At 52.8% G+C, this 14,160-nt stretch carries 13 protein-coding genes; 8 read left to right on the forward strand and 5 right to left on the reverse strand.

Going from position 1 to position 14,160, the window contains the following annotated elements; translation table 11 throughout:
• Window positions 1–501 precede the first annotated feature (501 nt).
• Genes NF683_RS04030 through NF683_RS04065 form a run of 8 tightly spaced genes read left to right on the forward strand, consistent with a single transcriptional unit; the run spans window position 502 to window position 10,293 of the window.
• Window positions 502–2,529, forward strand: a complete 2,028-nt coding sequence (locus tag NF683_RS04030; protein WP_253921320.1) for a methyl-accepting chemotaxis protein — start codon at window positions 502–504, stop codon at window positions 2,527–2,529.
• A 10-nt stretch (window positions 2,530–2,539) separates the two neighbouring features.
• A complete protein-coding gene (gene cheB, locus NF683_RS04035) occupies window positions 2,540–3,607 on the forward strand; it encodes a chemotaxis-specific protein-glutamate methyltransferase CheB (protein ID WP_253921321.1) in 1,068 nt (355 codons plus the stop codon).
• Window positions 3,604–4,983, forward strand: a complete 1,380-nt coding sequence (locus NF683_RS04040) for a CheR family methyltransferase (RefSeq protein ID WP_253921322.1) — start codon at window positions 3,604–3,606, stop codon at window positions 4,981–4,983. Before cheB ends, NF683_RS04040 begins: the two co-directional genes overlap by 4 nt.
• Window positions 4,983–7,118, forward strand: coding sequence for a hybrid sensor histidine kinase/response regulator (locus NF683_RS04045; RefSeq protein ID WP_253921323.1), 2,136 nt, complete (start codon window positions 4,983–4,985; stop codon window positions 7,116–7,118). Before NF683_RS04040 ends, NF683_RS04045 begins: the two co-directional genes overlap by 1 nt.
• 25 nt (window positions 7,119–7,143) lie before the next feature.
• Window positions 7,144–7,500, forward strand: coding sequence for a response regulator (locus NF683_RS04050; protein ID WP_089040667.1), 357 nt, complete (start codon window positions 7,144–7,146; stop codon window positions 7,498–7,500).
• 54 nt (window positions 7,501–7,554) lie between these two features.
• Window positions 7,555–9,300, forward strand: coding sequence for a diguanylate cyclase (locus tag NF683_RS04055; RefSeq protein ID WP_253921324.1), 1,746 nt, complete (start codon window positions 7,555–7,557; stop codon window positions 9,298–9,300).
• Window positions 9,297–9,884, forward strand: a complete 588-nt coding sequence (locus NF683_RS04060) for a chemotaxis protein CheW (protein WP_253921325.1) — start codon at window positions 9,297–9,299, stop codon at window positions 9,882–9,884. Before NF683_RS04055 ends, NF683_RS04060 begins: the two co-directional genes overlap by 4 nt.
• 4 nt (window positions 9,885–9,888) lie before the next feature.
• Complete coding sequence (locus NF683_RS04065) at window positions 9,889–10,293, forward strand: hypothetical protein (protein ID WP_089040664.1); 405 nt, start codon at window positions 9,889–9,891, stop codon at window positions 10,291–10,293.
• Here the strand turns inward: NF683_RS04065 and NF683_RS04070 are convergent.
• The 5 genes from NF683_RS04070 to fdh3B form a co-directional block, all read right to left on the reverse strand.
• The gene (locus NF683_RS04070; RefSeq protein WP_253921326.1) at window positions 10,276–11,481 is read right to left on the reverse strand and encodes a molybdopterin molybdotransferase MoeA; all 1,206 of its coding nucleotides are present in this window, start codon (window positions 11,479–11,481) and stop codon (window positions 10,276–10,278) included. The genes NF683_RS04065 and NF683_RS04070 overlap by 18 nt on opposite strands.
• Window positions 11,474–11,995 carry a molybdenum cofactor biosynthesis protein B gene (gene moaB / locus NF683_RS04075; RefSeq protein ID WP_089040662.1) on the reverse strand — a complete coding sequence of 174 codons (522 nt, stop codon included), beginning with the start codon at window positions 11,993–11,995 and terminating at the stop codon, window positions 11,474–11,476. Before moaB ends, NF683_RS04070 begins: the two co-directional genes overlap by 8 nt.
• 11 nt (window positions 11,996–12,006) lie before the next feature.
• Window positions 12,007–12,333, reverse strand: a complete 327-nt coding sequence (locus NF683_RS04080) for a DUF1244 domain-containing protein (protein WP_193060065.1) — start codon at window positions 12,331–12,333, stop codon at window positions 12,007–12,009.
• A gap of 87 nt (window positions 12,334–12,420) precedes the next feature.
• The gene (locus NF683_RS04085) at window positions 12,421–13,533 is read right to left on the reverse strand and encodes a formate dehydrogenase subunit gamma (protein WP_253921327.1); all 1,113 of its coding nucleotides are present in this window, start codon (window positions 13,531–13,533) and stop codon (window positions 12,421–12,423) included.
• Window positions 13,534–13,544: 11 nt separating this feature from the next.
• Window positions 13,545–14,159 carry a formate dehydrogenase FDH3 subunit beta gene (fdh3B, locus tag NF683_RS04090; RefSeq protein WP_253921328.1) on the reverse strand — a complete coding sequence of 205 codons (615 nt, stop codon included), beginning with the start codon at window positions 14,157–14,159 and terminating at the stop codon, window positions 13,545–13,547.
• Window position 14,160 lies beyond the last annotated feature (1 nt).

Below are 14,160 nucleotides of genomic sequence, written 5' to 3' on the forward strand. Positions count from 1 at the left end.
TCGCTTATCGGCAGGCGACGCAGTGAATGTAGGTAAAATTACCAATATTAACGGGCATTCTAAGGAGATGAAACGATTCAACTATTATTCTTTAGTAGCAATAAAAAGAAAATAAGACGGTTTTTTACTACCCAAGTGCTCTTTTTACAAGTTGCTACGGTAGTTGGTCACTACGGAAGGAGAGGCTAAGTCACAAGATCTAATCCACAAGTACTAAGTCACAAGTGCTAAGTCGCACGGATCAAGCTGCACAGTCCATGTCACAATGATGTTACTTTAGCGGCCACTCATCACGCTTGATTCCATCGCATAGTCCAGCACCTTTGCCACCGTATTTGCCTGTCGCGTGACGTAGCGTTAATGAGAAAACTGGACAGCCTTCATAAAAGCCGCTGAAATCGTCATATGATAGGCTTCTTGTAACGTTATTTAACGCTAAGCAATCAGTGTTAGCACTTCCTACTTACTAGCGTCACCAGTTAACTCGGAGCAGAAGCGATAATGACAGCGCGTTGGAAATCCTTGCCATTACGGTTACGACTGTTTATCTCATTTGGAACGGTATTGGCACTGGCTATGCTGCTAGCGCTCTACCTGCAGGCCCGTTCACATAGCCAGGCGCGCTTGGAAAACTTGCTAAACGAAGAGCTGCCTAGTCAGGTAGAGGGCCTTGCCACCCGGCTAACGCTTAGGTTGAGCCCAGCGCTAGCGTTGTCAGAAAGCCTCGCTGACAGCTATTTCATTGAGCAGTGGGTGCGCAACGGAATGCCAGACACCGACCAGCCGGACGTCATGCGCTATTTGTCACGTTTGATGGAACAGCTCGACACCGAATTGTTGTTTATCGCGGCTCAATATCAAGGGCGCGGCTACTACTTCCAGTACCGCGGTGGAGAGTTTCTAGAGCGGGAGCTACAAGCGCCCGGCGGCGATGATGACTGGTACTATCAGTTTACCGATAGCGATACTGCTTATAATCTAAACCTAGACAGTGATACTTTTTCACCAGAAGAAGCGTTTGTCTTTTTAAATTTCCGTAGTCGTGAACAGGCACTCAATGGCCGCCCTGTTATTGTTGCTGGTGCGGGGCTGGATCTTTCTCGATTGGCGCAGCTAATTGAAGACTTTCGACTTGGCGAAACCGGCCGCGCCGCGTTACTCAATGCGGAAGGTGAGTTACTTATTCGCAGTGACGAGACGTCACTGGCAGCGCTTCAAAGCCAGGAATCAGCCAGCTTACTGCAAGATGAAAAAGAACTTCGTGTGCACGAAATCCAACGTGATAACCACACCTTTTTAGTCTCCACCCGCTGGTTACCCGAGCTGCAGCGCTACTTGATGGTTGAAGTTTCTAAAGAGGAGTATTTAAGCTCCATCAGAGAACGATTTTTTGCATCGACGGGCTTCGGGCTTGTGATCCTCTTAGGTGGGTTGGTTATTTTATACCCACTTACCGGCAGCTTGATCCGCCCCTTAACTCGCCTGCAACGCCAGCTTAAAGAGATTACCAACAGCCTCGATTTATCCCGCCGCGTAGACACCGATGATCAGGCTGAAATTGGCGATTTAGCGAATCAGACTAACGAGCTGCTAGCACGCTTATCTCGAACCATTATGGCGGTTTCCAACAACGCACTGGCACTCACTCAAGTGGCCGATCGCTTAGCGCAAACGGCGGGACTGTCGGGTATTCAAGGCGGGGACATTAGTCATGAAGCGAACCAGACGATGGCCGCCGCTGTAGAAGAAATGGCCTCGTCAGTGGCTGAGATAACCTCGACCATGGAGGAGCTTTCAACCTCATCTACACAAATCGCTGATCATTCGCAATCTGTGGTAGAAGTAGCCAATCAAACGCTTGAACGCAGCCGTAAGGGCAGCACAGCGATGCAACTGCTGCAGTCAAAAATGCAGGATATTCGCAGCGACAGCGAACAGAGCTTGACAGAAATCATGGCACTGGGCGCTAAGTCTAAACAAATCAGCAAGGTCATGGAGCTGATCAACACCCTTGCTGCGCAAACTAAACTGATTGCCTTTAATGCCGCCCTAGAGGCATCAAGTGCGGGCGAGTCAGGTCGCCGTTTCTCCGTTGTTGCAAACGAAATACGTCGCTTGGCAGATAGTGTTACTGACTCAACCCAAGAGATAGAAGGCCACACCGAAGAAATTCAAAATGCCATAAATCGTTTAGTTGTCGCCTCTGAAAAGGGAGCGTCTTCAATAGAGAAAGGCGTTGAGGTCAGTATTAATACCGCTCAAGACCTGGATGCACTACTCAAAGCGGCGAGCCAAACCAGTAGCGCAGCGCAGCAAATATCCCTGTCAACCCAACAGCAGAAAACTGCTAGCAATCAGGTGGTTATTGCTTTGCGCGATATTGATACAGCCAGCTCACGTAATGCACAGTCAGTACGCAGCATTACCGAGATCAGCCAAGATATGATCAACATGTCGGCAGAATTAAATGCGCTGGTGCAGGAATTTACCTTGGCTCAACAGGATGCAAACCACCAACGCCCTTCGTGAGGACGCTGCGATGAGTGTAATTCGGGTAGTGATGGCGGACGACAGCCAACTGGCACGTGACGTACTGCGCGACATCCTCACCCGCGATGGCGACATTGAGGTGGTTGGTGAAGCCAGCAACGGGCGTGAAGCAGTGGAACTTGCCCACCGTTTATCGCCGCAGTTGATCACAATGGATCTGAATATGCCGGTCATGGACGGTCTCAGCGCCATTGAAGAAATTATGCATACCAAAGGGGTTCCTATCCTGGTGGTAAGCGACCGCTCTGATGCCGAAACGGCCTACCGAGCGCTCGATGTTGGCGCGCTAGAAGTGATGCAGAAGCCGACTCTTGATGATGAAGACGCACAACGACTACTCGCGCGTGTCCGGCTTCTTTCGGGAGTGGCCGTTATTACTCGCCTACGGCGCCGATCAACCTCTGCCATGCCCGTTGCACCGGTAAACACGCCGCCTGTTGATCGGCCTAATAGGCCGAAAGCATTCCAGCGTATTATCGCCATTGCTTGCTCAACCGGAGGGCCGCAGGCACTCGCCCATTTACTTAGCAAGCTGCCGACCAACTTTCCTGCACCGGTGGTGATTGCCCAGCATATCAGCCATGGCTTTATTGAAGGCATGGCGCACTGGCTGACATCGCTCTGTTCAATGCCGGTTTGCGTTGCTCGGCATGGTGAATCGCTAAAGCCAGGCGTTATTTATCTATCGCCATCGGAACGCAACTTGCGTGTCACGCCATCCCACCGCCTTCAACTACAGCAGAGCCCAGATAATTCGCTTTATCACCCCAGTTGCGATGCACTGTTAACGAGCGTCGCTAATGTTTATGGCCCAGAGGCTATTGGAGTGATTTTAACGGGCATGGGGCGTGATGGCGTTAGCGGCATGCGCGCTATTCATTTATCGGGAGGCTGTACCTTTGCCCAAAACGAAGCCAGCTCGGTTATTTATGGCATGAACCAAGAAGCGGTTAGTGCCGGTGTTATCCAGCATGTTGTTTCCCTTGATGAGCTCCCTGCCAGGCTCATTCGCGAGACCAGTGGGCAACGGTTGTCTACCTGGACGAAATCGCTATGAGTTCGCTGACGCCATTCAAGGATCTGGTGCATCGTCGCTGCGGTTTGCACTTAGAGGGCCTCGCTGAAGCTCGTCTCGTTAAAGCAGTGGAGGCACTTCAGGCAGACACCGACATTAACGACACCTCGATGCTCATTGTGCAACTAGAGCAAAACGAAGCGATGTTTGATCGCTTCGTTAGTCAATTAACGGTGAACGAAACCTACTTCTACCGGGAGCCTGAAGCTCTGCACTGGTTAGCCGACACCTACCTCCCGCGGCGGCTGGCTGAAAAAGGTAAGCCATTGGCTATTTTCAGCGCCGGATGTTCTTCGGGTGAAGAGCCTTACAGTGTTGCTATTGCGCTATTTGAGCGCTACGGAGAGCGCGCCAAGCAACTCTTCCATATTACAGGGGGAGACGTTGATCAGCAGGTTCTTAGTAAAGCCCAAAAAGGCATTTACAGCGGCATGTCGTTTCGGGCACTGAACCCTGCGCTAAAACATCGCTATTTTCACCCAGCGGGCCGACGCTTCAAAATAGATGATGCGCTTCGCCACTGGGTCACCTTTTGTTCATTTAATGTCTTGCAGCCAAACGCTGACAAGCTTGGCCCCTTCGACGTCATTTTATTTCGCAACGTATCGATCTATTTTGATGAATCGACCCGGCGCGATATACAGCGCCACCTGAAGCAGCTACTGGAACCTCATGGCGTTTTGATGTGTGGTGTCACGGAAACATTAGGCAACGACCTGGGCATTTTGGAACTGCATCAGGCTCAAGGAGTGTTCTTTTTCCAAGAGAGCACCCTGCCCCACGCCTTACCTGCCAATGATGAGCCACCCTATCGCGACGATCTGCTGCCAGCCCCACCGGTGTTGTCAGAGACGCCTCCTCAACCACCTAAGAAAGAACCTGAGAAAGAACCCGAGAAAGAACCTGAGCACAAGCAGCCGATGGCATCGTTTAACGCGGCTTTGCAGCAAGCTCATCATTTACTGAACCAGAACGCATTTTCAGAAGCAGCCGCGCTACTTTCTGACCTTCTCGTGCAACAGCCTTGGAGTGTCGATGCGTTACTGCTGGCAGGTTTAGTGGCTCGCTGGCAGCAGAACTTTGCTGACGCTTACGACTACTTTAAGCGAGCCATTTACGTTGCTCCTGAGTGCTGGCCAGCTCACTTTTTTCAAGCTGAGCTTTTCCGGCTAGGCGAGCTTAGTGATGCTCCCGGACAACGAAAGCGTGGCTATGCAGCGGTTATTCGCCTACTGGATGCGTCAAAACAGGCGGATGGTGGATTGAGCGTCATTGCGCCGCCTATTCCTCCGGGGGATGCCTACTTTTTGGCAACTCGCTACCTTGATGCACAAGCAACGACACAGGGAGTGGGTTAATGGCACTGGATATTAAACGCTTTATTCAGCGCTTTATTGAAGAAGCGTCAGACCACTTGCCTCGTTTAAGGGAGGGTATTGAAGCGCTAGAACAAGGCGATACCCATCAAGAACGTATCAATGAGCTGTTTCGTGCGGCCCATACTCTGAAAGGCTCTTCGCGTATGCTGAAGCTGACGCCCATTACGGCGATCGCTCACAGTACAGAGGAGCTGCTAAGCGCACTACGCGATGGGACACAAACCGCTTCACCTGATGTCACGTGCCTGCTTAATCAAGCCACGGACGCGCTGTCTGATCTAGTTAGCCAACTTGCCCAAGGTGTTTCTCCAGCAGAGCTAGCGGAAGCCGACAATCAGCTTTGCCAAGCCCTGGAAAACGCCGCGGCGGGGAAGTCGCCCCCTGCTCCCTCCCCTAAAACAAGTGTATCCGAGGACGATAAAGCCGAGAACGCAGCCCTCAACACTGCACCATCGGCAATGAAAAGCCCTGCTCTTCCGGCTCAAGAGCTACGCTTAACAGACACGGTACGCGTGCGTCTTGACCGCCTAGATGACGTTATTCGCCTGATGGGGGAAGTGTTATCAGGGCACCACCATCTGCACTCACTCGTAGAGCAGGCACGCAGCCTTGGCGCCTCGTTGCCCAAAGATCAGCAGGCCCCCTTTAACGCTTTTAGCCGCGAGCTGAAGGACAGCGTGCTTTCCCACGACGGTCTAATGAGCGATCTCCATGACCGAGCTCTGCAAATGCGCATGCTACCGCTGAGCGTGGTGTTTGACCCCTTATCGCAAATGGCCAGAGACCTTGCCCATTCGCTAGGCAAACAAGTCAATTGCCGTGTTCACGGCAGTGAGATTGAGCTGGACCGGCAGATGATAGATCGCCTCTCGGACCCACTAATTCATCTACTGCGGAATGCGTTAGACCATGGCCTGGAAACACCCGCTGAACGGCAGGCAACAGGCAAGCCTACACGGGGGCAGTTATCGCTAGAGGCCTGGCAAGACGGCAGCTGGGTAGTGATTGAAATGCGTGATGACGGCGCGGGTATTTCCCTAGATGCGGTACGGCAAAAGGCACTCTCCAAGCAACTACTCAGTGAAGAGCTGCTGCTTACCCTAACCGAGCAGGAAACCTTAGAGCTTATTTTCTTACCCGGCTTCTCAACCAAACCCCTGATTACCGACTTTTCAGGTCGTGGCGTGGGGATGGATGTCGTCAAGCGAACGGTCATTGACGAGCTCAACGGTGATTTACGTCTAACCAGCCATCCAGGCAAAGGCACCTGTTTTACCCTGCGCCTGCCTTTATCGCTAGCCATGATGCGCGTTCTCCTGATCAACGTGGGCGCTGTCACGCTAGGTGTAACAGCACCTTATGTGTCAGAGCTTGTAGAGCATGCATCAACGGACTTTATTGATGCTGCCGGGCAAAAAACACTGATCCTGCGCAACGAGTTCGTGCCGGTCGTTTCACTTGCGGAATTATTAGACCTACCCTATACGCCCACTGATGCTGACAACTTACTGTTACTTGTCGTACATCAACGTCATCAAAAACTGGCGCTAATTATTGATGCCTTGGTGGATGAACGCGATATGGTAATTAAGCCGTTGCCCACGCATTTGCGCCATTTACCACTGGTTTCTGGCATGGTCACGCTAGGGCGCAATACGTTGGTTAGCCTATTACACGTGCCGACGCTGCTGGAACACTCGCGCCGCTATGCCCCGAAAGCGCTAGCTAAAACGGATCAACCGCCCCAGACACATCGTATACTCGTCGTCGATGACTCTCTGAACACCCGAGAAATTGAAAAAGATGTCTTAGAAGCCTGGGGATATCAGGTCACCCTGGCAGAAAATGGCCGTGATGGTCTGAACAAGGCCCTGGCTGACTCGTTTGATGCAGTGCTCACCGACGTTGAAATGCCTGTCATGGATGGCTTTGCGCTCACTGCGAGTCTGCGAGAAAATGAGATTTATCGTTATAAGCCGATTATCATTATCACATCACGAGAAAAAGAAGCAGACCGTCGGCGCGGCATTGAAGTAGGCGCCGACGCGTATATTGTCAAAGGCAGCTTTGATCAGAACAATTTGGTGGATACGCTAAAAGCGCTACTCGGCTAAGCACACGCCATGACGGAGGTTAATCATGCAAATATTGATCGTAGATGACGACCCGTTGGCCTGTGAAATGACAGCAACGCTGCTAGAGTTCCAGGGCTATACAACGGTCATGGCCAATGATGCCATGGAGGCCACACAGCTGTTGGATAGCTTGGACAGTATCGCGCTTATTGTTAGCGACATGCATATGCCGCTCATCAATGGGATAGAGTTCTTGGAAATGCTGCGTGAACAAGACGTTACCTTGCCTTTTATTTTGCTCACAGGCGACTCACCTAGTTCAACCCTTATGCAGACGCCTGGTTTAAACGCCTGCCTGCAAAAAGATGCGGAGCTAGAATCCACGTTAGGCAATGCCGTGACTCAAGCGCTCAACGGTTGAACGTTTGCCATTTGCATTACAGCGCACCGTTCGCCCACATGAACAGGTAGTCTGATGTCACCATCTGCTCCGACATTGCAACAAAAGCTGAACCAGCTGCGCCAACGCTTTATTGAACAGCTACCAGCACGTTTACAGAAAACCGTAACAAAGTGGCAACAAAGCCGACTTTCAACGGAGGCAGAGTCACGCCTAGCCCCGGAGCTTCACCGCTTTTTCCATAGCTTAAAAGGTACCGGCCGCTCATTGGGCTTTGAACGAATTGCCATGTTGGCAGATCAAGGTGAAGAACTACTCAAGGCGACGCCGGCTTCTGCCAGCCATGCTTTTGATGACCAGGCTATTAATGACATAAACAGCCTGATTTCAGAGCTTTTCCAGCAGCTCAGTGAAGAAATTGAGTACTTACAGTCACTGCATGGCCAGCAAACCGTACTGGCATCACTCAACAGCGTCGAATTCTCATCAGTAGCGCCACAGACACGCAGTAAGCGTCAGCGGCTTATTTATCTATGTGACGATGAGCCCGACCAAGTCGACCAGTTGCTACATCATCTTCGCTGTTTTGGGCATGAAGTGGTCCATTTTGAAGACACAGAGTCATTTTTTAATGCGGTCATTACCCGCCGCCCCGACGCGGTCATTATGGATGTACAGTTTCCGCAAGGTAACACCGCGGGTACTGAAACGCTGACCAGCCTGAATAAATTAATCGGAGAGCGGCTGCCCTCCATCGTACTGTCGTCCTATGGTGACTTTTATTCACGACTGAGTGCTGTTCGAGCTGGCTGTAATGGGTACTTTACCAAGCCCATTAAGCCACTGGATTTAATGTTAGCTATCGACGAGCTCACTAGCCCCTTGGATGAAGAACCGTTGCGCGTGTTGGTCGTCGATGATGAACCCGACGCTGCCAGCTACCACTCATTGATGCTTGAAGAAGCCGGCATGATTGTTCAGCAGGTGCATCACCCTGCTGACGCGCTAAGCGCTTTAGACCGCTTTAGCCCTGACTTACTGTTAATTGATATGTATATGCCGGTATGTTCTGGTGAAGAGCTAGCGACGATTATCCGCCAGCAATCCGCGCATATTGGCCTGCCCATTATTTATCTATCTAGCGAAACAGACAGCCAAAAGCAGCTACTGGCCATGACGGCAGGCGTAGAAGCCTTTATTACCAAGCCGGTTACCCCTGACGAGCTCGTGTCTGCGGTACGGCTTCGTGCCGAACGCCTGCATCTACTGCGCTCGCTGATGACCCAGGACAGCATGACGGGGCTTTATAACCACAGCACCACGACGGATCTTATCGGTAAAACACTTGCTCAGGCATATCGTGAAGGTAGCCAACATGCGATGGCCATGCTCGACATTGACCATTTTAAAACAGTCAATGATACCTACGGCCACCTAGCGGGTGACCAGGTCATTATCACGCTGGCGAGGCTGCTAAAAACCCGCTTGCGCATATCCGATATCATCGGGCGTTATGGCGGTGAAGAGTTTGTCGTATTGCTAAAAGGGGTCACCGCAAAGCGCGCAGCCGAACTTATTGACGAACTGCGCCACGATTTCGAACAGGTAGATTTTCATGCTGGCGGAGAGCGCTTTCGCTGTACCTTCAGTGCAGGCATTAGCAGTTTTCCCAGCCAACCTTCCACTGAAGCGTTACGCCTAAGCGCGGACCAAGCACTTTACCTAGCGAAACGGCAGGGGCGTAATCAAGTAGTCATTAATAACGAGAACGACGCAAAAGGAAAAGCGCAACCGAAGCAACCCGGTGTGAAAAAACAATGACCAACACCCATCAACAGCATGACAACCAGTCTCTTTCGCTCGAAGAGGCACTAGCACGTCAGAGTAACGATGACACGATTATTGACGTGGACGAACCTTGCCAGCAGCTGGTGTTATTTCGCCTAGCGGAGCAACGGTTCGCTTTGCCCGGCAGTGCGGTCAATGAAATTTTGAATGGTGATCAACCGGTTTATTTCGTGCCTGGCTTGCCTGCTTCTACGGAAGGTGTGATTCACTTGCGCGGTAACATTGAATCGGTGGTGACCCTACAGGCACTTCTCGGTCTCCCCCCGACAGAACAAACGGGCATGCTGTTAGTCGTGACCGCCGCGGGCATTCGCAGCGCCGTTCGTATCGATTATTTAGAGGATGTTTGCGACATCCCGATCAGCGCACTGAAACCGGCACCGGACACCCTAGCCAGCCAACTAATGCCTTATGTGAGTGCCCTCTGGCAACCTGATGTAACGCCAGCAGAGGGCGGCGAAGAAGAGACTAACGGCGATTCTGTCGAAGGCAGTGCGGCCATTGCTTTGCTGGATCCAGATGCTTTATTCAACGCCTATCAACAAGGCCTAGGGTAAGCCCATGGCAATTGGCGCGCCGAATCACTCCTTAGACGCAGCGTCCCACGTTGCTTTAGTGCTGTTTAGTGCTGGCCATACGCTCGCCGCTATCGAAGCACGCCACGTCGCGGGGTTAGCGAAATCGGCCCACCTACCGCGTTGCGCGAATGCCGAGTGCCTGTTGCTTAACGCGCCATTGATGAGCGTAGCCCCCACCCACTGGCTGACCCTTGAGGATACCAACGGCGCTTGGCAGTTAGGCGTTACTGGCGACGTCGCCTTAGCGCACACACCGATAACGGAGCTGTTTCCATTACCTTCTTTAATTGCCGCACGCCACGTTAGCCCCGCCCTACGAGGCTTAACGATGGCCAACCAAACGGTACGTTTGTTATTTGATGGCGCAGCGCTAACGCTGCAACCATAAACAGCGAACCAACGTGCCTTTTTCTACCTGCTGGTGCGGATCAATCACCGCTAACGCATCTACACTAATACAGGATGACAGCACGCCAGAGTTTTGGTCTTCAAACGCATCGGCAATGATGCCCGCTTCGCTAAAACGTAGCGCAACACGCATATAGTGTTGGCGCGGGCCGGTCTGAGTAGCGAAGTTAGCGGAGGCCGTCAGCGTAGGTAAGGCATTCAACGCCGAACACCCCAGTAGCGCGCCCATCAACGGTCGTAAAAATAACCACGCGCCCACAAACCCAGAAACAGGGTTACCCGGCAGTCCTACAAAGCGCGCCTCACTGCCGTCTTGGCGTGGCAAACGGCCCAGCGCCAGCGGCTTTCCTGGGCGAATCGCCAGCTTCCACATATCCAAGTGACCTAGCGATTCCAGCGCGGCTTTGACATGGTCTTCCTCACCCACGCTGACACCACCCGTACTGACCACCACATCGGCGTCCGCCGCTGCGTTTGTGAGCAACGCAACAGTCTGGTCGAAATCGTCCGGCACACTCACTAGTTGGACCACCTCCGCGCCAAACGTCTCTAACAGTCTCTTCAGCATCGGCCGATTGGAGTTATACAGCTGACCTGGTTTTAACGGCGTGCCTGGATCAATGATCTCATCGCCAGTCGACAGTAGCGCTATCCGAGGGCGGCAGCGCACGCTAACGTGGGTAACCCCTTGACCGGCCAAATGCCCTAGCGCGGCAGCTTCCAAGCATTCACCAGCGGGCAGCAGTAACTCACCGCGGCGCACATCACGACCCTGGCGGCGCACGTTATCACCTACCGGCAGCGCATCCGGCATCAATGCCTGGTCACCCTCCTGAGTCACTAGCTCCTGCATCACCACACAGTCGGCCCCTGGGGGGATTTCACCGCCGGTAAAAATCCGTGCGCAACTGCCTTCCGCCAGCGGCACTGCCGGGCTGCCTGCCGCAATACGCTGGCTGATCGGCAACCACTTACCCGCATCACTGGCACGCAGGGCATAGCCATCCATTGAGCTATTATCAAACGGCGGTACGTCTAACTGCGCGGTAATGGCTTCGGCCAGCACGCGCCCAGCAGCGGCCTCAAGCGGTATACACTCTGCACCGAGCGGCGTGACATCTGCCAACAGCGCTTCAAGCGCGGCACTTATCGGCTGTAGCTCAGCCATGCTGCCCCCGGCCTGGGATAACCAGGTTGGCGAAATTACAAGGCTTATGACGGCTATCCAACTGCTCGGCCAAAATGCCGTCCCAGCCAGTACGGCAGGCGCCGGTTGAACCCGGCAGGCAGAAGACAACCGTAGCGTTGGCTAAGCCGCCAAGGCAACGGCTCTGAATGGTCGAGCTACCAATCTCATCGCCGCTTAGTTGGCGAAAGCGCTCGCCAAAGCCTTCGATGCGCTTATCCAGCAGCACCGAAATAGCTTCAGGTGTCGAGTCTCGCCCGGTAAAACCTGTACCGCCCGTGGTAATCACCACCTGTACATTTGTGTCGGCAATCCACTGGGCGACTACCGCACGAATTTGGTAGACGTCATCCGGCACGATGCGTTTCTCTGCCAGGGTGTGCCCAGCTTCGGTTAAACGCTGCACCAGCGCTTGGCCGGAGCGGTCAGTCTCATCCGTGCGTGTATCAGAAACCGTCAGCACGGCGACTTTAAGAGGTACCATTGGCTCACTCATCAACGTCATCCCTATTTGGCTGCTTTCTTTTTAGCATGGTGCGCTTCCCAGGCAGCCTTCTGCTCGGCAGTCGCAGGCGGCTGATAGAGCTCCTTCCATTCACTATAGGGCATGCCATATACATACTCTCGGGCTTCTTCGTAGCTGAGAGTTTCATTGCGCGATTCAGCGGCAGACACCAACCATTTCGATAAACAGTTGCGGCAAAAATCCGCCAGAATCATCAGATCGATGTTCTGCACATCCTTATTGTCGTCTAAATGTTGCAACAAACGCCGAAACGCGGCGGCTTCTAGCTCTGTACGCGTCGTTTGGTCAAATTCATTAAACGCTGACATTGGCGATCCTCTTATCAAGTAACTTTAGAGCAGCATAACAAAAGACACCGCCCGAAGGCGGTGTCGAGTGGCAATTAAGCGAACCGGCTAGCTAGGTTTGGTAGCGGAAACATCGCCACTACTGCTGCTCGTTTTTTGTGCCGCGATTTCCTCTTCGCTCATGGCTGTATCTTTGACCTCCTCGTACCACAAATTGTGGTGCTCTTTGGCCCAGGTTTCATCGACATAGCCAGTGGTCATACCTTCCAGTGAGCCTTCCGTACCGACAGTACCAATATAGATATGGCCTAGCGCGACAGCCGTCAACCCAAGCGCACCCACCGCATGGATAATGTTGGCCCACTGCATGGTATCGCGGCCTTGGCCATAGTTGGGGAAGTCGAGCACAAAACCACTCGCGATCACCACCAAGCCAGCAGTGGCTAATAGCCAGTACCACGCTTTTTCGCCACCGTTGGCAAAACCCGCGTCAGGATGATGCTTGCCTGTTAACCCACCTGCCTTTTTAAACCATACCCAGTCATGCTTCTTAGGAATATTGTCTTTCAGCAAGCTGATTAACAGTACAACGAGTAGCACACCGAATATCGGGCCAAGATAGTTATGCAGCACTTTGGAAGCTGAAATCATCCATGCCCAGACGGCGTCGCCAAACAGCGTGCGGAACACAAACTTACCAAACAGCAGGTTCAACCCTGTTAATGCCAAGGTGATAAACAGGGTGGCAACAGTCCAGTGCAGCGAACGCATTAGCAACGACCAGCGCAAAAGCTTACGCCCTGTGCGCGGCTCATCGAGATGTTTGCGCCCAACCATAAAGTAAAACAGCGCAATCACCACGATCATCCCGCCAATCGCAATCAAACCAAACGGCGACACCCAACGGTTACGGATCTCGCGCCAAGTTTCGCCACTCGAATTGATCAGACTGTAGTTACTGTCAAAGCGCGAGTCGCGGTAGTTAGGCCCTGTTTCACCACTGCGCACCTGACGCCACTGATCTGCACTGATACCTGGAGCAGCGGTCACCATCTCGCGGTCTGTGTCAGCCTGGGCAACCGCTAGTTGGGACATGCCAAGACTGGCAGCCAGCAGCAGAAACAGGATGCCGATACGCCAACAGCGCTGGAAAAACGCCCTTACCCAGAGTGCTAGCGCAGGCGCCTCTGGTGTCATTGTGGTCGTGGTCATCGTTGTCATGACACGCCTCCTTACCCTTTACGGGCAGCATCGTAGGCAAGGTTGTCAGTACTGGCCTGGGGGTTATTCGACCAAGCACCATCTTTATGGCCACGATGGACGACACGCTGACGGAAAATATCGGCAACATCTTGCGCATCACCCGCTAAAAGGGCTTTGGTAGAGCACATTTCCGCACATAGCGGCAGCTTGCCTTCCGCGATGCGATTGGAGCCGTACTTCTCGTACTCCTCCTCTTTGCTATCGGCGGGGCCGCCTGCACAGAATGTGCACTTGTCCATTTTTCCGCGCTCGCCAAATGCATTTTGTTGTGGAAACTGCGGTGCGCCAAAGGGGCACGCATACAGGCAGTAGCCACAACCAATGCACAGGTCTTTATCGTGCAGCACAATGCCATCATCAGTTTTATAGAAGCAGTCAGTCGGACATACCGCCATGCATGGCGCATCGTCACAGTGCATACAAGCCACTGAAATCGACATCTCATCCGCTTCGCCGTCGTTAAGTGTGACCACCCGGCGACGCTGGATACCCCACTCCACATCGTTGGCATTTTTACAGGCGGTGACACAGCCGTTGCACTCGATGCAGCGCTCGGCGTCACACATAAATTTCATTTGAGCCATG

Source organism: Halomonas sp. MS1 (assembly GCF_024182575.1).
GTDB lineage: Bacteria > Pseudomonadota > Gammaproteobacteria > Pseudomonadales > Halomonadaceae > Vreelandella.

What these genes read in the sequence shown, in the direction of transcription:
- NF683_RS04085 (WP_253921327.1), bottom strand. Translation starts at nt 13,533, where the DNA reads ATGACAACGATGACCACGACCACAATGACACCAGAGGCGCCTGCGCTA.
- NF683_RS04050 (WP_089040667.1), top strand. Translation starts at nt 7,144, where the DNA reads ATGCAAATATTGATCGTAGATGACGACCCGTTGGCCTGTGAAATGACA.
- NF683_RS04040 (WP_253921322.1), top strand. Translation starts at nt 3,604, where the DNA reads ATGAGTTCGCTGACGCCATTCAAGGATCTGGTGCATCGTCGCTGCGGT.
- NF683_RS04060 (WP_253921325.1), top strand. Translation starts at nt 9,297, where the DNA reads ATGACCAACACCCATCAACAGCATGACAACCAGTCTCTTTCGCTCGAA.
- cheB (WP_253921321.1), top strand. Translation starts at nt 2,540, where the DNA reads ATGAGTGTAATTCGGGTAGTGATGGCGGACGACAGCCAACTGGCACGT.
- NF683_RS04055 (WP_253921324.1), top strand. Translation starts at nt 7,555, where the DNA reads ATGTCACCATCTGCTCCGACATTGCAACAAAAGCTGAACCAGCTGCGC.
- fdh3B (WP_253921328.1), bottom strand. Translation starts at nt 14,159, where the DNA reads ATGGCTCAAATGAAATTTATGTGTGACGCCGAGCGCTGCATCGAGTGC.
- NF683_RS04070 (WP_253921326.1), bottom strand. Translation starts at nt 11,481, where the DNA reads ATGGCTGAGCTACAGCCGATAAGTGCCGCGCTTGAAGCGCTGTTGGCA.
- NF683_RS04045 (WP_253921323.1), top strand. Translation starts at nt 4,983, where the DNA reads ATGGCACTGGATATTAAACGCTTTATTCAGCGCTTTATTGAAGAAGCG.
- NF683_RS04030 (WP_253921320.1), top strand. Translation starts at nt 502, where the DNA reads ATGACAGCGCGTTGGAAATCCTTGCCATTACGGTTACGACTGTTTATC.
- moaB (WP_089040662.1), bottom strand. Translation starts at nt 11,995, where the DNA reads ATGAGTGAGCCAATGGTACCTCTTAAAGTCGCCGTGCTGACGGTTTCT.
- NF683_RS04065 (WP_089040664.1), top strand. Translation starts at nt 9,889, where the DNA reads ATGGCAATTGGCGCGCCGAATCACTCCTTAGACGCAGCGTCCCACGTT.
- NF683_RS04080 (WP_193060065.1), bottom strand. Translation starts at nt 12,333, where the DNA reads ATGTCAGCGTTTAATGAATTTGACCAAACGACGCGTACAGAGCTAGAA.